26 protein-coding genes are annotated in these 16,739 nt (G+C 33.5%); 19 read left to right on the forward strand and 7 right to left on the reverse strand.

Going from position 1 to position 16,739, the window contains the following annotated elements; genetic code table 11:
* Window positions 1-212: 212 nt before the first annotated feature.
* From BN349_RS22410 to BN349_RS22420, 3 genes are all read right to left on the reverse strand, one after another.
* Window positions 213-881 carry a replication-relaxation family protein gene (locus BN349_RS22410; RefSeq protein ID WP_019244549.1) on the reverse strand — a complete coding sequence of 223 codons (669 nt, stop codon included), beginning with the start codon at window positions 879-881 and terminating at the stop codon, window positions 213-215.
* Window positions 882-924: 43 nt separating this feature from the next.
* Window positions 925-2,076 carry an FtsK/SpoIIIE domain-containing protein gene (locus tag BN349_RS22415; RefSeq protein ID WP_019244550.1) on the reverse strand — a complete coding sequence of 384 codons (1,152 nt, stop codon included), beginning with the start codon at window positions 2,074-2,076 and terminating at the stop codon, window positions 925-927.
* 194 nt (window positions 2,077-2,270) lie between these two features.
* Window positions 2,271-2,588: a hypothetical protein gene (locus tag BN349_RS22420; protein WP_019244551.1), complete on the reverse strand. Its 318-nt coding sequence runs from the start codon at window positions 2,586-2,588 to the stop codon at window positions 2,271-2,273.
* Between the two features lie 616 nt (window positions 2,589-3,204).
* Here BN349_RS22420 and BN349_RS22425 point away from each other — a divergent pair.
* Window positions 3,205-3,435, forward strand: a complete 231-nt coding sequence (locus BN349_RS22425; RefSeq protein ID WP_019244552.1) for a helix-turn-helix domain-containing protein — start codon at window positions 3,205-3,207, stop codon at window positions 3,433-3,435.
* A gap of 94 nt (window positions 3,436-3,529) precedes the next feature.
* Here BN349_RS22425 and BN349_RS22430 read toward each other — a convergent pair whose 3' ends face one another.
* On the reverse strand, window positions 3,530-4,069 hold the full coding sequence (locus BN349_RS22430) for a DUF3967 domain-containing protein (protein WP_019244553.1): 540 nt from the start codon (window positions 4,067-4,069) through the stop codon (window positions 3,530-3,532).
* Window positions 4,029-4,223 carry a hypothetical protein gene (locus BN349_RS26175; protein WP_019244554.1) on the reverse strand — a complete coding sequence of 65 codons (195 nt, stop codon included), beginning with the start codon at window positions 4,221-4,223 and terminating at the stop codon, window positions 4,029-4,031. The genes BN349_RS22430 and BN349_RS26175 overlap by 41 nt, the downstream gene beginning before the upstream one ends.
* Before the next feature lie 223 nt (window positions 4,224-4,446).
* Between BN349_RS26175 and BN349_RS22440 the strand changes: the two genes are divergently transcribed.
* A complete protein-coding gene (locus BN349_RS22440) occupies window positions 4,447-5,310 on the forward strand; it encodes a tyrosine-type recombinase/integrase (protein ID WP_019244555.1) in 864 nt (287 codons plus the stop codon).
* A gap of 16 nt (window positions 5,311-5,326) precedes the next feature.
* On the forward strand, window positions 5,327-5,554 hold the full coding sequence (locus BN349_RS22445; RefSeq protein WP_019244556.1) for a hypothetical protein: 228 nt from the start codon (window positions 5,327-5,329) through the stop codon (window positions 5,552-5,554).
* A gap of 35 nt (window positions 5,555-5,589) precedes the next feature.
* Here the strand turns inward: BN349_RS22445 and BN349_RS22450 are convergent, their stop codons facing one another.
* Window positions 5,590-5,805, reverse strand: a complete 216-nt coding sequence (locus BN349_RS22450; protein WP_019244557.1) for a hypothetical protein — start codon at window positions 5,803-5,805, stop codon at window positions 5,590-5,592.
* A 176-nt stretch (window positions 5,806-5,981) separates the two neighbouring features.
* Between BN349_RS22450 and BN349_RS26025 the strand changes: the two genes are divergently transcribed.
* From BN349_RS26025 to BN349_RS22530, 16 genes are all read left to right on the forward strand, one after another.
* On the forward strand, window positions 5,982-6,122 hold the full coding sequence (locus BN349_RS26025; protein WP_019244558.1) for a hypothetical protein: 141 nt from the start codon (window positions 5,982-5,984) through the stop codon (window positions 6,120-6,122).
* 20 nt (window positions 6,123-6,142) lie between these two features.
* Entirely contained in the window at window positions 6,143-6,490 is a 348-nt protein-coding gene (locus tag BN349_RS22460) for a hypothetical protein (protein WP_019244559.1), read from the forward strand.
* 332 nt (window positions 6,491-6,822) lie between these two features.
* On the forward strand, window positions 6,823-8,112 hold the full coding sequence (locus tag BN349_RS22465) for an AsnC family protein (protein WP_019244560.1): 1,290 nt from the start codon (window positions 6,823-6,825) through the stop codon (window positions 8,110-8,112).
* Window positions 8,113-8,320: 208 nt separating this feature from the next.
* Complete coding sequence (locus BN349_RS22470) at window positions 8,321-8,704, forward strand: hypothetical protein (protein WP_019244561.1); 384 nt, start codon at window positions 8,321-8,323, stop codon at window positions 8,702-8,704.
* Between the two features lie 144 nt (window positions 8,705-8,848).
* The gene (locus BN349_RS22475; protein ID WP_019244562.1) at window positions 8,849-9,343 is read left to right on the forward strand and encodes a hypothetical protein; all 495 of its coding nucleotides are present in this window, start codon (window positions 8,849-8,851) and stop codon (window positions 9,341-9,343) included.
* Between the two features lie 340 nt (window positions 9,344-9,683).
* A complete protein-coding gene (locus BN349_RS22480) occupies window positions 9,684-9,875 on the forward strand; it encodes a hypothetical protein (RefSeq protein ID WP_019244563.1) in 192 nt (63 codons plus the stop codon).
* A 15-nt stretch (window positions 9,876-9,890) separates the two neighbouring features.
* Window positions 9,891-10,190, forward strand: a complete 300-nt coding sequence (locus BN349_RS22485) for a hypothetical protein (protein WP_019244564.1) — start codon at window positions 9,891-9,893, stop codon at window positions 10,188-10,190.
* 30 nt (window positions 10,191-10,220) lie between these two features.
* Window positions 10,221-11,123: a hypothetical protein gene (locus BN349_RS24605; RefSeq protein ID WP_019244565.1), complete on the forward strand. Its 903-nt coding sequence runs from the start codon at window positions 10,221-10,223 to the stop codon at window positions 11,121-11,123.
* Window positions 11,120-11,965 carry an ATP-binding protein gene (locus tag BN349_RS22495; RefSeq protein ID WP_019244566.1) on the forward strand — a complete coding sequence of 282 codons (846 nt, stop codon included), beginning with the start codon at window positions 11,120-11,122 and terminating at the stop codon, window positions 11,963-11,965. Before BN349_RS24605 ends, BN349_RS22495 begins: the two co-directional genes overlap by 4 nt.
* A gap of 22 nt (window positions 11,966-11,987) precedes the next feature.
* Window positions 11,988-12,227, forward strand: a complete 240-nt coding sequence (locus BN349_RS22500) for a hypothetical protein (RefSeq protein ID WP_157381038.1) — start codon at window positions 11,988-11,990, stop codon at window positions 12,225-12,227.
* A gap of 13 nt (window positions 12,228-12,240) precedes the next feature.
* Window positions 12,241-12,435, forward strand: coding sequence for a hypothetical protein (locus tag BN349_RS22505; protein ID WP_019244568.1), 195 nt, complete (start codon window positions 12,241-12,243; stop codon window positions 12,433-12,435).
* Between the two features lie 13 nt (window positions 12,436-12,448).
* Window positions 12,449-13,084, forward strand: a complete 636-nt coding sequence (locus BN349_RS22510; protein ID WP_019244569.1) for a hypothetical protein — start codon at window positions 12,449-12,451, stop codon at window positions 13,082-13,084.
* 194 nt (window positions 13,085-13,278) lie between these two features.
* The gene (locus BN349_RS22515) at window positions 13,279-13,671 is read left to right on the forward strand and encodes a hypothetical protein (protein ID WP_019244570.1); all 393 of its coding nucleotides are present in this window, start codon (window positions 13,279-13,281) and stop codon (window positions 13,669-13,671) included.
* Window positions 13,661-13,819 (forward strand): hypothetical protein, encoded by a 159-nt coding sequence (locus tag BN349_RS26030; RefSeq protein ID WP_019244571.1) that lies wholly within the window; start codon window positions 13,661-13,663, stop codon window positions 13,817-13,819. Before BN349_RS22515 ends, BN349_RS26030 begins: the two co-directional genes overlap by 11 nt.
* Window positions 13,806-14,093: a hypothetical protein gene (locus tag BN349_RS22525; RefSeq protein ID WP_019244572.1), complete on the forward strand. Its 288-nt coding sequence runs from the start codon at window positions 13,806-13,808 to the stop codon at window positions 14,091-14,093. Before BN349_RS26030 ends, BN349_RS22525 begins: the two co-directional genes overlap by 14 nt.
* A gap of 120 nt (window positions 14,094-14,213) precedes the next feature.
* Window positions 14,214-15,986, forward strand: a complete 1,773-nt coding sequence (locus BN349_RS22530; protein WP_019244573.1) for a hypothetical protein — start codon at window positions 14,214-14,216, stop codon at window positions 15,984-15,986.
* 34 nt (window positions 15,987-16,020) lie between these two features.
* Here BN349_RS22530 and BN349_RS22535 read toward each other — a convergent pair whose 3' ends face one another.
* On the reverse strand, window positions 16,021-16,629 hold the full coding sequence (locus BN349_RS22535; RefSeq protein WP_019244574.1) for a PBECR4 domain-containing protein: 609 nt from the start codon (window positions 16,627-16,629) through the stop codon (window positions 16,021-16,023).
* Window positions 16,630-16,739: the final 110 nt, after the last annotated feature.

Raw genomic sequence — 16,739 nt, forward strand, 5'->3', positions numbered from 1 at the left:
CCCTGAACTGGATATATCATGGTATCTTAAATGCCCCCATGCGGGATGTAGAGCTGCTCTTCTACATAAGAATGATCTATCTTCATGTATAGTATATACAGAATTCGTCGGTTTTACAAGTGTTTATCGATATATTACCTAACGGTTTGTTGCGTCATATGGATTTAAAGGTGTTGCTATTTATTTATTTATTTATTTATTTATTTATTTATTCATCCATAAACTGTATTACCTATTCTAATATTTAATTTATCGCTGTTCTCTTGATCTCTTACTCTTTTTTGAGTAATAGTTACAAACTGTGAAATGTTTTGCGCCTGGAAGAAATGGATATTTGGATATGTTGGAATTTCATATCGTGTGTCTGTGATTATTAATACTCTGGGAAAAACTTTACGTTCTTTTGGCTGCCACGCTTCGTTTTTCCATTCCCCATTCATGTAATAAGACATATACCGTTCAAACTTAGCGTCCATAACCTTTTTAGAGTAAATGGACCTTTGAATTTCAAGAAAGAACGGAGCGTTCTTCCAGATCATAAAGGCATCTGGTTCCATATAACTTTTGCCATACTTCGGTTCCACAATAAATTCTTTTGGTGGCTGAACTTTCAGCAGTGAGATATAAAATTGAGCAATAGCAAGAAAGTGAGGGATTTTAGCTGAATCTTTTTTTATAGGAGCTGGTGAGGGAAAGTAAATGTAAGGTTGTTGGTTCGAATTTATTTCGATGTGGCCATCTCTTCTCATTCGTTTCAATACAGTATTACATGACGTAATTGGATTCTTGAGATTGGAGAAATGTAAATCAATAATATTATCTCTTGTTAAGCATCTAAATCGTTGTAAATTCTTTAAAATATCCATGTCTCGTTTTTTCATAATCGCACCTCTTTTTTGAAAACGTAAAATTGCGTTCTCAAAATTAGTCTAACACCTCGAATATAGCGTCAATAATTTCACTATCTTTTTTATTTGCTTTGTAATGCTTTTTTTTCGTACGTTTAGTAATCGGAGACTTATAACATTCTAAAATTTTTTTCGCTTCTTCTAGGGGTAAGAATGGGGCTTGAATTTCGTTTAGATTGTCTAATCCATCTAATTTAAGTAACATTTTCCCATCACCTTTTAATTTTTCACTTCCTGGGGTACCTATTACACGTGCATTGATTAGATCAGCGCATTTAAATCCCATTCTTACTGTTAAATTGTTTTTTAAGGCACCTTCTAATAGTTTAGAATCAGGCCTTTGCATAGAAAGTATTAAAAAAATACCTAATGCACGACCGATGGAACTTATATCCTCTACAATGCTCATTATGTTCTTTTCTTTCTTCAGTAAGGCCACTTCGTCGATACATAAAACAATGTAAGGTGGAGGGTTAGATAGGTCATCAATATGTGCAACTTCATGATTGTCTAAAAGATCTCCACGTCTTTTCAGTTCTGAGTTGATATAATCTAGGATTGGCAACAATTGTACAGTATTGATGCTAACTTCTTTTACTGATGAAACACCTCTAAATAGATGAAATTCTGATCTCTTTAAATCGCCCAAGTAAAATTCTACGCGGGCATTTATTGTAATTAGAGTTGTAAGGATAGATCGTATTTGAGTTGATTTCCCTGAACCTGTTTCACCGGCTATGAGCAAATGAGGATATTTAAGCATGTCATATGCAATCTTTTTTCCTTTCATATCTAGACCACAAACGATGGGTAATTTCATGTTCTTTATTAGTTCTTTGTACTGTTCTATGTCGTAACGGATAACGCTTGGAAGGCTTGATATATATACAGTAAGAGTAAATTTCTTTACGTTTCCTTTTAACTCAATGCGTTCTCCAAAGACTTGTTTAAATACATACTCTTTCTTGATCATGTCTTTTGGATCCATCCCTGAAGGAATGGTAAATACATATTCAATTACATCTTCGTTAGAGGTAACAGCATGAATTTTAGGATAGATTTTACCGGTGGTGTTTCCATAGGAATACGCGACACCCATTTCACCTAATTTGAAGGCTTTTTGTAGTTCTTGCTTCGCTTTTTGTTTGATGTACCATTCTTTAATCATTTTTTACCTCCAGTTTTGATGGCACAAAATCGTGCTGACGATAGGGTAATGTCGTTCTACGAAATTCGTTGTGCGATTAACCGACGGAAAATTCCGTTCGTTGTTATATTTAAAGGTACTCCTCAAATTGAGGATTAGCTTTTAGCTCAACGGAAAATTTCGTTCAGCTATCAGTTGGACATTTTTGTCCACTCTTAAAAAAATGAAAGTTGAGATATAAGCACATACATAGCAGCTAAGCCGACAATCGGAAAAGCTATCTTTAAAAATGTGTAAATTGCTTCAGCAAAGGCAACATGACCATAATTAGCAAGTGTTCTTTCTAACAACGCTACAAGAACGACTCCTCCAGCAATCATGATGAAAGTAGAATCAATAAACATAGCTGGATGAAGTGGGATGAATGAATAATTTATACTCTGCCGTTTTGTAGAATTAGAAGCGTTATTTATGCGTTCTTTCTTCATAAAATCTTGAAATTTTATAGTCTGTATTTTTGTTTTAAAGAGCATGGTTTTACACCTCCAGGAAGGGCGCACATGGCACCAATAAAGTCACGCCCTTAAAAATTGGATATTTAGCCAACTTTAACGAAGTAAAGCAACCCTTGATATTACTGGTGATTATTAAACTTTTATTGAAACTCTACATGAAACTATTAGTGAAACTCTACGTGAAACTTAGTTTCATACAGAGTTTCATATAAAGTTTCATTACTTTAATTATTTAAATGTGCAAGTTATCCGTTCTTTAGCTGTTCTTTTAAATTTGGCAACATAAGTCTTCTTTAGTGTCGTAATTATCGTTCTTTATTTTTATAATTTTTTGGTTTCCTCCCTCGCGCTCCCACCTTCCCTCCGTTCGCTTTGCTCTCTAAACACTTTTTTATTTCCTTTTAAATCAGTCTGTTTAAGCCAAAAACAATGGTAGCAATACTTTAGTAGATAATTTGGTAATTACCTTTTTCAATTACTTGTAGCTGCAATGTTTTCTATCATGGTTAATCTTATGTAGCACTGATTGTCCACGTTTCCTATTTTTCGGATGTTTAAATATTAGGATTTGTGTCCAAGCTTGATTTAAAAGGTATGCGCTCAAAATTGAGCCGATAGACGGAGGGTAGAAATAATGGATTGGTTTTTTCTTGGTAAAAAGAGATCAAAATTCGGTAAGTTCCTGGATAACAATTCAATTTCTCAACAGGATCTATCCAGAGAAAGTGGAGTAAGCAAAAGTACAATTAGTCGATTGTGCCAACCTGAAGATTTTGAACCTAATATGAATACAGCTAAAAAAGTGATAAATACATTGAGAAAGTTAGGCCATAAAGTGGATTACGATGATTTCTGGAGTATGTAGAGGTAAGCACGAATCTGGTCCGCCAACTTTGGCGGTTGAAATGATTCCTCAAAATTGAGGAGTGAAAAAAGCCGGGTACAAAACTGGACCCGGCTCAATCTTTACTAAAAAAACTAAATAAACCTTTACGTTTCTTTTTCTGCTCTTCCTGTGCTTCTAGGAGGAGCCTTTTTGTTTCTTGTGATTGTTTTAGAGATTCCATAAGTAGTTCGTCACGCTTATTTAAACGTTCTTCTATGTATTTTTGTTGTTCTTCTAACTTTTCTAGAAGCTGTTTATTAAAAGTTTCTTGCTGTTCGATGTGGCTCATTAATTTTTCGATAATCTCATTTGAATCACGTAATTGAGGAACACTGTTCTCGGTGTTCGTCACTAAGGACGTATCCTCTTTAAACTTTGATACAACAATTAAAGATGCGTTCTCTAATGTGAAATTTTGAACCTGTATTAACTGTCTTAGGTGTCTGAGGATCACTACATCCCTTTCGTAGAACACTCTACGATTATTGTCTGTTCTAGGAAAGAAATATTCATGAGCTTCTAATGCTAAGCACCATTTACGAAGTGTGCTATCTCCAATACCTAAGTTAATACTAACTTCTTTTGGTGAAAGTGGTTTCTCCGTTCCTTGCATCGTTCCTCACCTCTTTGTCTCTATTGTAGTCTAAGTTTGGACTTGATGACAGAGATTCTTCTCTTATTTTTTTGCGTATTATCATACCTATTTCTTTGTATACCTCCTTTTTTACTTTCTCGAATAATGGTCCTTTGTGAACTGTAACTTTCATTATCTCTCCTCCAATTTGAAATATTATGTAAACTAGATTAGTTTATTTCTCGTAAGTAGTTACTTTAAACCTTGATAAACAAGCATTTTATAAATTTGGCAACATAACATTAATTAAGTTTCGAAATATGTTGACAACGAATTATTAATCTTATAATATAAAATTAGTTATAAAACGAAATAAACGTTTTGGTGTTCGGATTTTAGGGAATGGAGTGAGATAAATGAAAAATAATGATTATTTAGAAGCTTTCTGTGATTATCTGTTCGAAGAAGAGAAAAGTAAGCTAACTGTATATGGTTATAAATTGGACGTGAATCATTTTTTATCCTTCATTGATAAACCTATTTCTCAATTAAATAGGACTGATATTACGGCCTACAAAGAGTGTTTAAGAGATAAGAAATTACAAACATCTTCAATAAATCGCAAACTTGTAAGTATTAAGCAATTTATTGATTATATTAACGATCGATTTGAGACCGGAATCACTGTTCGGATTCGCCAGGATAAAGTACAAAAACAGTATGCTTTAAATGATGATGAATTATTAACTGAAAGTGATTATACTCAATTGATAGATGCTATTGCTGCAGCTGGAGATGTTCGAACTAAAGCCATGTTTGAAGCAATGTATTATTCAGGAATGCGTGTTAGTGAAATGTTGCAATTGCGTGTAGATCACGTTAAAGATGGTAAAAAAACAATAGAAGATATAAAAGGAAAAGGCGGTAAATATCGAACCATATATATAAGTGAAAAACTTATAGAATCCTTAAAAGAATATTTAGCTGTTCGTAAACAGCCTTTTTCAAGTAATACTAATTTATTATTTGTTGGAACTAGAGGACCAATCACACGGCACACTGCACATAAAGAAATGAAGAAGTATGCTGAAAGGATTAATATCGAATCTACGAAGGCTCATGTTCATAATTTACGTCATTTATTTGGATTAAGATTAGCTTCTAAAGGTGTTCCCATACAAGACATAGCAAAATATATGGGGCATACTAGTATTGAAGTGACGAAGATTTATTTAGAAAAACCACAATCATATTATGCGAATCTTATTGATCAATTATAAGAAGGAGAAATGATATATGGATCATGTAATGAATAGTTTGAGAAACTGGAAGCATATATTCGAGGAAACAGTACCAGATGATAAAAAAGCTATTAAGTGTATCGACAATGCACTTACGGAGTTACATAAATATCACGACAGAAAGATAACAGATAATTGTATATCTTGTGGTGTCCCAGTAGGTAATACAAATAAAGGTGTTAACACTAAGATAGGTAAAGTATGTAAAGAATGTTGTATTTAATAAAAAATAAAAGGCCGACCCAATTATGGGGGGGCCTATTTTTTTTCTAATTTAATTGTATAACCCAGTAAATCAGCAACTTTTTTTAAATCTCTAATTCTCATTGCATCATTATCGAGGGCAGATTGAAAAGTTGTCTTTTTTATATCAATCGCTTCAGCGATCTTTTGAAATTGATCGTACTCAGTTTCCTCCATCATTAAACGTACAGCTGACTTAATACTTACTTCAGATAACTGTATTTCTTTCATATTCTATCACCCTTCGACATTTTAAAATGATTATATCATTTAAAAACGAATATTTAAATATAATTCATATATATTGGTTGACAAAACGAAATATTCGTTTTATTATGAAGTTACAAATAAAATACTAAATTTTAACAACATAACTACACAATTGTTAATTTAAAGGAGGAGTTTTTATGTATAACAATTTATTTTCAGTTGATCAAATGCTAAAAGAAAGAGGAATCGAGATAACACCGGAGTACGCAAAAAAACAATTAGCAAGAATCGATGGTTTATTAGCAAAACTGGAAGCTAGAAAAAACAACAACAATTAAATAATAAGGAGGAAATAGTAATGAAAGCATTAAATATTGAAAAAAAAATTATTGAAAATGCTCTTACTGATGATAGTATGCTGGGAGAAATTGCAAAGAAAGTTATGAATGATCTTGAAGATAACCAAATAATTCCTTCTTATCACGTTTTAACTCCAGAACTAAAAGAGGAGTATCAAAAGTCAGTTGATATATTTAATAAGCTTCTTGAAATGGTTACAATTCATACAGGTGGTAAGGATCTTTTAATTGATTATGAAGATTCTAATGCTACTATCCAAGGTCAATTCGCAGATGCGTATTTTGTTTTAGGATTTACTCTTGGAGCAAAGTATTTAGATAAATTAAATAACGATTTGAAGGGGTAACGATATTGGAGATTATTTTTAGTATCGAAAAAAGAAAAAAGAAAAAAGAGCAACCAGCGGCAACTGATCACTCTTAACGATTATTCTTTAATTAACTTTATCATGTTTCAAATGAACACGGCAAATCAGTCGTGTTTTCTCTTTATTACGACATCTTATAGCAAAGACTATTAAATTTTGATAGAATTATAGACAAATAAAAAACTCCGCATGGTTTGGCCGCCTTCGGAGTTTCTTTGGACAAGGGATTCGTATACCCTTTTTTATTATTTTGTTGGTATTACTATACCATAGGTATGCAGTTCCTTTCCATAGGAAAGGAGGAAAAAACTATGGGAATTTCTACTGCTATTGAGCAAGCTAGATATCACGCATGGTTTCAGCATAATGATTCTGATGGATATATAACTGTTGCTAAGAAAACAAATAGCGGTAAATTTCAGCAATATCATTACCAAGCAAATGAATTAGCTACCCAGTTAAGTTCATGGCTAGGGGAAGATGTGTATTTCTCTCAAAATACTTTTTATAAACCTTATCGTAGTATTGAAACTATTCGTCAGCTACGTTCTTTGTACATTGACTTAGATTTTTATTTGTTTAATTATGATACTTCTTGGGTTTTGGGAAAATTAGAGCATGAATACTTTAAAGAAAGTATCCCTGAACCTAACATTATCATTTTTAGTGGACAAGGAATGGTATTAATTTGGCTATTGGAACCAGTACCTTATAAAGCTTTACCTCTTTGGCAAGCAGTGCAGGAGCATTTATTATCTACACTTGCAGACCTTGGTGGAGATCCAAAAGCTGCAGATGCTGCACGTATTTTTCGTATTGCTGGTAGTGTAAATTCAAAAAATGGTACCGAAGTAAGAGCTGAATATCGTCATAATTACAAGTATGAATTAAGACAAATTCAACGTGACTATTTACCAGAGCTTGATGAAGTTATTAATCCACCTAAAGTTAAGAGAAAAGGGCGCAAAAAGAAAGCTGTACAGCTGTTTAATACGTATAGATTGCATTATGCTCGTTTGATGGATCTCGTTAAATTGGTGGAAATCAGAAAGTATGAAGTTACTGGCCATAGAGAAATAATTTGTTTTCTTTATAGATATTGGTTGTGTTGTTATTCTAAAGACCTTGTAGAAGCTTTAAATCAAACGAAATTACTTAATTCTCAGTTTACTAAACCATTAACATCTAAAGAGGTTGAAAGGGCTACAAAGAGCGCAGAGAAGGCATATGAAGCACGTAGTAATAAAGAGGCTAATGAATTGGCCATTAGTAAGGGCTATCCTGGTGCGGGTTATAATTTAAAAAATACTACGATTATTAAATGGCTGGATATAACTTCTGATGAAATGGTGCATTTAAATACGATTATTGATACTAAAGAAAAAGGTCGTAGAAAAACTATTGCTAATAGAAAAATGCGTCGTGAACAAGGTGTGAAGCCACGAGAAGAGTATCTAAAAGATAAACAAAAGGAAACAAATGAAAAGAAATTTATTATTAAGGAAGCATTAGATGCTGACCCCAACCTGTCAATTAGAAAGTTAGCAGAAATAACAGGCTTATCTAAATCGGCTGTACAAAGATTAAAGAAACAAATATAAAGTGTCCCACAGTGTGTACGCTTATATTAAGGGCGTAGCCTGTTAGTTTGTTTTGGTAGTGCGTAGCCTGTTTTGTATTTCTGGGGTGTCCCACAGTGTGTACGCTTATAGGCTATCTCTACGGTAGTTATTTTATTGGTTTCTAGTTTTGCGAGAGTGTTTTTTATGTTCTTACGATAATTCTACGAGTTAGGTATGGTGGGGGATCATGACACAATATATTACTTTGAAAGAACTTTCGGCATGTTTTGGTGGTATGAAGTTAACTAGATTACGAGCTAAGTGTAAAGAACTTAAAGAAGTTTATGGCTATGATGCTACTACTAAGGACGAGAATGGTAGAAGGATCTTTTCTCAAGAAGATGTTGAAGTGATAAAAGCTTTTCTTTATAAAGGAAAAGGGTTTGATTTTTATTGTAATGATGTTCTTTATAGACCTAAAAATATAACAATTGCACAACTCAAAGTATCAGAAGACCGATTATTGCCTGGAACTGCTTTTTCATATGGATATCATGACAAGCCAGGTATTTGCCCAGCTTGTGGAAAGAAAATTGTTAATGTATATGGTAATGATCGTTGTGGATGTTAGTACTAGAAACAGGATATAAAAATAAACAGATTGCAGATCAATTAGAAGTATCTGTAGATATAGTTAAATCATGGTTCAATAAAAAGTGTAAAGTCTGTCTGTACAATTTATATAAATGGACAGGCTTTTTTAAGGGGTATAGGCATGAACTTACGAGAATTTGTGGATCAGCATCCACTGTCTATCTTATGTACTATTATTATTGCGACTGCTACTATTACTGGGGTAGTACTGGAACAAATTCGTATTAATCCTTTACAAGCTGAAATTGTTGCTCAATCTAAGGTTATTACTGAGAACAAGAAGGTTCTGGAACGTACAAAGGTTTTATCTGAATATGATAGCTTAGTGGTTTATGATTCTGATAAATGGTTTAAATCGGGAGATTCATTTGCAATATTGGGTGGTCAAGTATCAATAAAAATTAATGATATTATTGATGAAAGTACTATTTTTTTTGGTGTAGATGTTGCTGGAGAAAGTTTACAACATATTCGTTCTGATGATGATGAACGTGCTACTTTTTCTTATGCTGACGCTACTTATATTATTAATATTGTTGATTATATCAAGGGTGATAATTATGATTCAGATAAAAATGAAATTAAGTTATCGATTTCTAAATTAAAAAAAGTTTAATAGTGTTTCTTTATGAAGTTAAATCTCTCATCGAAATGATGGGGGATTTTTTTGTTTTGGCTACATAATCATGGTATTGTTGTCCGTTGTCATCAAAATGTAATATTTACCATTATGATAGGTAATTTAACTAACGTTATATGAAATTTTCATATAACAATAGTTAATTTACATACTATATGTGGTACATGAATTTTAACGAGATATCAATATATAGTATTTTGAGTTGTGATGCGAAATTAGTTATGATATTCTAACACTGGAAAATATATGAAACGTTTGTTCCTTTTTTTTGGAATGAATGATAGAACATTAATCTTCTGTCAAGGAGGTGAATTAGATGAATGAGTCTTTAAAACAAGCTATGAAGAAACAAAGACTTTATAGACATGAGGTAGCTGCATATTTAGGTATTAGTGAATCGAGTTTTTATCGTTTATTACGTTCTAATTTAACGGTTAGTCAGAAAGAAAAAATTGAAAATGCTATTACTGATCTTAGTAAACGTCAGTATCAATTAAAACATGCTTGATAAGGGGGAAATCGAATGATTATTCATACATCTAATGAGGCAGAAACTAAATTTGCAGTTGCTTTAAGAGAACAAATAGGTTTTTCCGTTTGTGTTATTCCAGAAGGTGTTCAGTACTTTTTCGTAACTTTAGAGGAAAAGAAAAATGGATTTTGTGAAATTGTTGTTGAGGTAATGGATAAAGATGATCAGCTATTAGATAAGATTGTTGGTTTTGATTCTTGTCAACAGGCTTATGACCTTGCCAAGGGTTTAGCTGAATATTGTAATCTTGGCGAGGGTTGCTACGAGGGAGATTGTTGGGATGGTGTATAAAGGCTGGCTGATAGTTGAGAAGGTGGTTATATGCAAAAACAAGGATGGGTGCAGTATAGTCGAGATATTCTAGATACTGATTTATGGCATGATGCTACAACATTTAGGTTATACACTTATTTACTTTTAAAAGCTACTCATCAAGATTACGTTTCTGTAAGTGGGATTCAATTAAAGAAAGGTGAGTGGATTAGATCTTATAGAAATATAGCTCGAGATTTAGCTTATAAGGAAGGTAGAGGCTTAAAAGAATACTCTTTGCAAACAATTAAGAAGAGTATTGATAAGTTAGTTAAAATGCAAAAAATCACGATACAGCAAACGGAAGTAGGAACACTTTTCACAGTCCTTGAACACTTGGTACATCAAGGTTTATCGAATGTTAATAAAGAAAGTGTGAACGTTACTGAGAACGAACTGCAAACGAAGTGTGAACGAACTACAAACAATAACAATAATGCTAATAATGCAAAGAATGCTAATAAAAAAGAATATAGTCCTAAACAAGTTTATGACGAGTCTTCTGTTCATTATCAATTAGCCGATCTATTACTTCAAAGGATTTTAAAAAACAACGAGAACTTTAAGAAACCTAATCTTCAAAAATGGGCAAATACAGTTAGATTGATGATGGAAAGAGACAACAGAACAGAAGAACAGATTAAATACGCCATAGAATGGTCTCAGAACGATTCTTTTTGGAAGAGTAATATTTTATCTACTGATAAATTAAGAAAGCAATTTGACAGCATTGTGGCACGAATAAAGGCAGATAAAGAGAAGAAGGTAACTCCTTTTAGAGGGAGAAATACAAAGTTTTCACCTAGCGAAGAAGGTAAAAAACGAATGGCTCTTATTAACAACATGACTTCTGAAGAGGTAGCCGAATTAGATAGACAATTACAGAAAGAATTGGAGGGATTGCCATATTGAACGATTTTGTAAGTTTATTAGGTATGGATCGTGCAATAGATTATTTTTTTAAAGTTAGACCAGATTTAATAGATATAACTGAAGAGGTAAAAATTGAAAATTGTACTTGTAGTAAATGTGGTGGAAAGACAATGTTTGCTTGGTTTTATCGTTTAAAAGGGCAAAAAGAATTTCAAGAAGAAGTTATTGCGCAGCACTGTAACAAATGTCGTGATCAAATATTTTCACATGACATTACTTTAGAAGTTAATCAGATAAAAAAAGCCGCACATAGGTCGCACTATATGCAGCTTCCCCACTCAGAGGCGGGTTTTAAAAACTATATACCTTATGACAATATCACACGTAAAGCTTTAATGACAGCAAGAGATTATACGAAAAGAGTACTAGCTGGAGAAAAAATAAACCTCTTAATTATGGGGAGTACAGGTACAGGGAAAACTCATTTATCTTGTGCTATTGCTAGAACTTTAGAGGAAAAGGGTTTGAAAGTGGGATTTTTAACAGCTGTTGAGTTGTTTAAAAGAATTAAAGATACTTTCGGACATCATGGAGCCGAGGAAAGCTTATTTAAATATTTAAGAGAAGAAATAGATGTAATGATCATTGATGATTTAGGAATCGAAACACATCGTTCAAATAATGACTCTAGTTGGAGTCAGAACAAATGGTGCGAGCTGATTGATAATCGTTTAAGGTTACCGAATGTTTGGACTACTAACTATAACGATACTAATCTACATGAAATCGTAGGAGAACGAGGCATTTCTCGGATGTATGAGGATTCTCTGTTTTTTGACCTTTTCACAAAGGATTACAGATTAACAAAAAAAGCAACTTAATGTGAGATGTGTTGCGAAAGGAGTGGGGATTCTGAAGGGAAATGAGCAAGTTTTGTTAGACCTTATATGTGAGAAAGGTGGAGGTGTCGATATACAAGATGCTATTAATTCTAGCGGTATGTCGTACAAAGAAGTAATTTATACCTCTCAACAGCTTATAGGTAAAGGTTATCAATTAAGAGGGATAAGTGTAGGCGGTTCAATCAAAAGACTGCTTTTGTCTCCGTATGATACGCAATACGAAAATTTAATTAAAAAATAAGGGGAAATGAAATATGAATACAGAATGGGCATCATTAAAACAACATTTAGTGAACAGAAGAAATCATTTAAGAAATACTAGAGGGAAATATAACGGACGTGGTTGTGAATTGGATTTAATTCTTCAAAAAATGCAGGAGTTAGATCCAACGATTACTAACGAAGAAATCTATTACAATGGTACGGAATTTCATCCGTATCACGTGTAAGGAGGATTAATTCATGAAGGAACGTATTTTACAACATTTTAAAGGTATTACTACCGATTTAGATAAAAAAATTGCAGTTTTACGTAGATTTGGTATGGAAAAAGGGAATTACAGTTCAGATTATATTGATTCGTATCTCAACGATTGGAAAGCTGAGGTAAATGAAATAATTGCAGAACGTAGAACGGCAGCAAAGGGAGAAATTGAAGCAATTAAAGCAGAGTTAAAAACTAAGGTATTTAAAGATCCTTATGCGGATATTAAAGGTCCTATTATTACAACTGAAGATAAGATTCTTGTTCAATTAGAGCGTATGAATAAGATGCAAATCTTTCGTGCAGAAATGGATTCAGTTGATAATCCTAATGAGCTTAAAGAGATTTATGAACAATATCAAGACGATGCTGATTTTAATAATTTATTCGATTTGGAAATTAAAAAGCGCGTCAAATCTGATAAAGGAATTGAATACAAACAGCTTCATGCAGAATTAAATGATGATCCCAAGGAATTCAAAGAGTTGGATCAAATGTCTCATCTTTTGGATTTCTTTTTTAGTGATGGCAAATACCATACCACTATAGAAGAGACAGGTTTTGATAAGTATAATTTCACAACTATTGATGATATTGCGAAACAAAATTTGTAAATACGAGGGGTTTTGCTGATTGGATATTCGTCGTTTTTTAGATCGGTTTATAGATACCACTAACTTTTCTGATGAACAATTATTCGAATTATATCTTGAATGCAAAAGCATTCAAGTTTCAGTACCAAGGAAAATAAATATTATGTCTGCCCTGGTGTAATGCCAGGGCCTTCTTTGAAAGGAAATGATTACAGATGAAAGGACATGGCGAGAAAGTGAGCAGAAAAGAAGATTTAGCAATCTTGGCTTTATTAACAGAACCAACACTGGTACAAGCAGCGAAAAAAACTGGTATATCAGAGGCAACTTTATGGAGATGGCAGCAGAAAGAATCATTTAAACATAAGTATCAAGAAGCTAAGAATCAAGCTGTAACACAAGCTACAGCTCGTTTAAGACAGGGGATGACTATTGCTGCAGATACGTTGATTGAAATTGCCCAAAATAAAAAAGCTCCTGCAATGGCAAGGGTTCACGCTAGTAAAACGATTTTAGAATCTGGTCTGAAAGCTCAAGAGATGGAAGATATAATGCACCGTCTTGAAAAGCTTGAACAAAGTGAGGAGGCGGAAGAAGTTGCGTGGTAGAGTACTCTCTCGGTTAAAGAACCTTGAAAAAACGAAGATTAATAGTTCTTATCTTCCTGTATTCTTTACAGATAATAGAAAGGCTATTGAGGAGTATAAACATCTTATTGGGCCTAAAACAGTGGTGATTATTGATGACATCTTATAATTCTCTGTTGAAAAGGGTTAAAAAGTTAGAAAGTCATGAGAGATTAAAGCAAGGAGAATCACATGTTTTTTATATGGAAGATGGTTCATATTTAGAGGTTAATGCCAGGGAGTTTAACGCTATATGGGATGATGTAGAGGTTGGTAAACCTAACAAACATTATGAGCATCTAAAGAAGAAGTTAGATGAAGGATATCCGGATGAAGGTGGACTGATTCACCTTATGATGGCATGGGATGTAAATATGAATCTTGATTTATGGGATGATGAATAATTAACAATATGATTATTGTGTTGCGAAAACGAAAAAATCCTTATAAAACAGCACTTTCTATTGTATTTATAGCCGTATTGTCTTTGTGAGGTGGAATTTTTCAAATAAAGGAGTGAATTTATGCTAAGAGAAATGAAAGTTGGTATTACCTTTAATGATCATGCCAGTAGACAACTTAATCGAATTGACCGGATTATGGACGAAGCTGGTCGAGAAGCAAGAGATTTAGCTTCAGCCGTTAAAGATGCTGAACATGGATTCGGCAGTTTCGGAAGAGTTGCTGCTGGTCTTGGTGGAATGATTGCTGGAGTGTTTGCGGTAGATAAAATTAAGGATTTCGGTATTAGTGCTGTTGAAAGCGCTGCTACAGCACAAGCAACCACAGCACAATTTGGGCAGGTATTCGGTGGGTTGCAAGATAATGCAGAAAGTATGGTAGATGGTTTAGGTGACTCATTCGGGATGGTAAGTGAACGAATAAAGCCAGCATTCACTCAAACAACCTCTATGTTTAAAGGTCTAGGTTTAAGTACTAAAGATGCTATGGAGCAAGCTGAATCAGCAGTTAATTTAGCAGCAGATGCTGCTGCTTTTTATGACAAGTCGTATGAAGATGCTAATAGTTCTTTAAATAGTTTCATCAAAGGAAATTATGAAGGCGGAGAATCAATAGGGTTATTCGCTAATGAAACACAATTAGCTTCGTGGGCTGCTCAAAACTTGAATTTAGATTGGAAAAAACTCGGTGAAGCTGATAAACAAATGGCTCGATTGCAATTTGCTGAATCGATGCAAAAAGCAGCAGGAGCTACTGGACAGGCATCTAGAGAATCCGAATCGTACGAGAATCAGTTAGGGAACTTGAGACAATCATGGACCAATTTAAAAGCAGGACTTGCTGGACCTTTCCTCGATAAAGTTACTGCAGGATTAAAAAATATGGCTACATGGGTTGGGAACGTTGATACAGAGAAGTTAACAACTGGAATGAGTTCTTTCGGTGAAAAAGTATCAACTGTTGTTACACCAGCATTTAATGGGTTGAAAACAGGTTTAGGATGGGTTAAAGATAATGCAGGACTTGTAACAACATCATTAACAGCTGTTGTAGGTGGTTTTGCGGCGTTTAAAGGGGTCATGGCAGTAAATACAGCTATCCAAGCATATAACGGCTTTATGAAAACATCTGCAGTTGTTACAGGTATTCAAACAATTGCTACTCATGGATTGAATGCAGCGATAAGAGCAAATCCTTTTGGATGGGTTGCGACGTTGATTGGTCTTGTTGTTACAGCTGGTATTCTTCTCTATAAGAACTGGGATACAGTCAAAATAAAAGCTGGTGAATTATGGGCCAAAACAAAAGAAGTGTTCGGAGGGATCTACGATTGGGGTGTTTCTAAAATTCAACCAGTCGTTAACTTTTTCGGTAATTTAGCTGATAAATTCAGTAAGTTTAAAAATGCAATAACAAGCTTTAAGATGCCAAAATGGGTATCAACAATAGGAAGCACAATTGGCAAGGCAGCAGGTTTAGCGTTACCTGGTCATGCTACAGGTTTAGCTAGTGTACCTTATGATAATTATGCAGCAAGACTACACAAGGATGAATCTGTATTAACTGCTAAACAATCTACAGCTCTAAGAGATGCAGGGATTTTAAAATCTAATGCAGATGGAACACCAACTCTTGATATGCAAGCTTCTAATTCTAGTCAGGTGAGTGGTCCAATTGTTCAAGGAACATCAGGAACTACAATATCACAAGTATTTCATATTAATGTTAATGGGACCGACGATACGGCAACTGACATAAAAGAAGTGGTTAGACGTTCGTGGAATGAAATGTGGGATTCATTCGCAAGAACTAACCCACAAGTAACGGAACGTTAAAACAATACACATATTATGTTGCTAAAAAGGAATCCTATAACACGGATTCCTTTTGATCAATAATGATGTTTACACTATTAACAGGAATTGATGTACTACTTGAAATGATGTCGTCTTTTTTTCGGTCAAAAAAACTTTTCGGATAGTAATAATCTGAATCTTTATCTTTATCTAAACCTAAATGTAAGTAGGTATTATCTAAGTGACTATAGATAATTAAATCTAATTTCAAGTTAGTTTTTTCATTATGAGGCTGATATTCAATTATAGTAGGAGCACTAATGATTTGGTGTGTAAATGGAAAGTATAACATTCGCTTCCTTTTGGATTTATACCACTTGTTATGTGTCTTTTTTAAAAAATCAAAAGTAACCGTACCATTTTCAATCTTATCGTAACCTTTTTGACCTGAATATTCGTATTTATTTCTTAAATTTTGAACCACATATTGGATGCCAAGTAAGTGACAAAGGTTTGCTTCTTCAAACCGTAATTTTATAGTATGTATAATTTCATTTTCTAAATGAAAAATAAATAAACGGTCACATAGATGTTCTTTATAAAAGGCTTGAATTGTTTGTAGAGATAGATTTTTTTCATTTGGCATAGTGCTAATTGTAAGTAAATCAGTAGTAGATAACATTTAATTTTCCCCTAAAATTAAAAATTGACCTCGGTATTTATTACCAAGGTCAATTATACTAGTGTTTCAAATAAATTTAAATGTTATTTAGCAACGGAACAGGAAGGAAT

The organism is Bacillus sp. AP8, from assembly GCF_000321185.1.
GTDB lineage: Bacteria > Bacillota > Bacilli > Bacillales > DSM-1321 > Bacillus_AD > Bacillus_AD massilioanorexius.

Excerpts from the sequence above, each read along its gene's own strand:
- BN349_RS22410 (WP_019244549.1), bottom strand. The coding sequence starts at position 881 with ATGAAAAAACGAGACATGGATATTTTAAAGAATTTACAACGATTTAGA.
- BN349_RS22415 (WP_019244550.1), bottom strand. The coding sequence starts at position 2,076 with ATGATTAAAGAATGGTACATCAAACAAAAAGCGAAGCAAGAACTACAA.
- BN349_RS22420 (WP_019244551.1), bottom strand. The coding sequence starts at position 2,588 with ATGCTCTTTAAAACAAAAATACAGACTATAAAATTTCAAGATTTTATG.
- BN349_RS22425 (WP_019244552.1), top strand. The coding sequence starts at position 3,205 with ATGGATTGGTTTTTTCTTGGTAAAAAGAGATCAAAATTCGGTAAGTTC.
- BN349_RS22430 (WP_019244553.1), bottom strand. The coding sequence starts at position 4,069 with ATGCAAGGAACGGAGAAACCACTTTCACCAAAAGAAGTTAGTATTAAC.
- BN349_RS26175 (WP_019244554.1), bottom strand. The coding sequence starts at position 4,223 with ATGAAAGTTACAGTTCACAAAGGACCATTATTCGAGAAAGTAAAAAAG.
- BN349_RS22440 (WP_019244555.1), top strand. The coding sequence starts at position 4,447 with ATGAAAAATAATGATTATTTAGAAGCTTTCTGTGATTATCTGTTCGAA.
- BN349_RS22445 (WP_019244556.1), top strand. The coding sequence starts at position 5,327 with ATGGATCATGTAATGAATAGTTTGAGAAACTGGAAGCATATATTCGAG.
- BN349_RS22450 (WP_019244557.1), bottom strand. The coding sequence starts at position 5,805 with ATGAAAGAAATACAGTTATCTGAAGTAAGTATTAAGTCAGCTGTACGT.
- BN349_RS26025 (WP_019244558.1), top strand. The coding sequence starts at position 5,982 with ATGTATAACAATTTATTTTCAGTTGATCAAATGCTAAAAGAAAGAGGA.
- BN349_RS22460 (WP_019244559.1), top strand. The coding sequence starts at position 6,143 with ATGAAAGCATTAAATATTGAAAAAAAAATTATTGAAAATGCTCTTACT.
- BN349_RS22465 (WP_019244560.1), top strand. The coding sequence starts at position 6,823 with ATGGGAATTTCTACTGCTATTGAGCAAGCTAGATATCACGCATGGTTT.
- BN349_RS22470 (WP_019244561.1), top strand. The coding sequence starts at position 8,321 with ATGACACAATATATTACTTTGAAAGAACTTTCGGCATGTTTTGGTGGT.
- BN349_RS22475 (WP_019244562.1), top strand. The coding sequence starts at position 8,849 with ATGAACTTACGAGAATTTGTGGATCAGCATCCACTGTCTATCTTATGT.
- BN349_RS22480 (WP_019244563.1), top strand. The coding sequence starts at position 9,684 with ATGAATGAGTCTTTAAAACAAGCTATGAAGAAACAAAGACTTTATAGA.
- BN349_RS22485 (WP_019244564.1), top strand. The coding sequence starts at position 9,891 with ATGATTATTCATACATCTAATGAGGCAGAAACTAAATTTGCAGTTGCT.
- BN349_RS24605 (WP_019244565.1), top strand. The coding sequence starts at position 10,221 with ATGCAAAAACAAGGATGGGTGCAGTATAGTCGAGATATTCTAGATACT.
- BN349_RS22505 (WP_019244568.1), top strand. The coding sequence starts at position 12,241 with ATGAATACAGAATGGGCATCATTAAAACAACATTTAGTGAACAGAAGA.
- BN349_RS22510 (WP_019244569.1), top strand. The coding sequence starts at position 12,449 with ATGAAGGAACGTATTTTACAACATTTTAAAGGTATTACTACCGATTTA.
- BN349_RS22515 (WP_019244570.1), top strand. The coding sequence starts at position 13,279 with ATGAAAGGACATGGCGAGAAAGTGAGCAGAAAAGAAGATTTAGCAATC.
- BN349_RS22525 (WP_019244572.1), top strand. The coding sequence starts at position 13,806 with ATGACATCTTATAATTCTCTGTTGAAAAGGGTTAAAAAGTTAGAAAGT.
- BN349_RS22530 (WP_019244573.1), top strand. The coding sequence starts at position 14,214 with ATGCTAAGAGAAATGAAAGTTGGTATTACCTTTAATGATCATGCCAGT.
- BN349_RS22535 (WP_019244574.1), bottom strand. The coding sequence starts at position 16,629 with ATGTTATCTACTACTGATTTACTTACAATTAGCACTATGCCAAATGAA.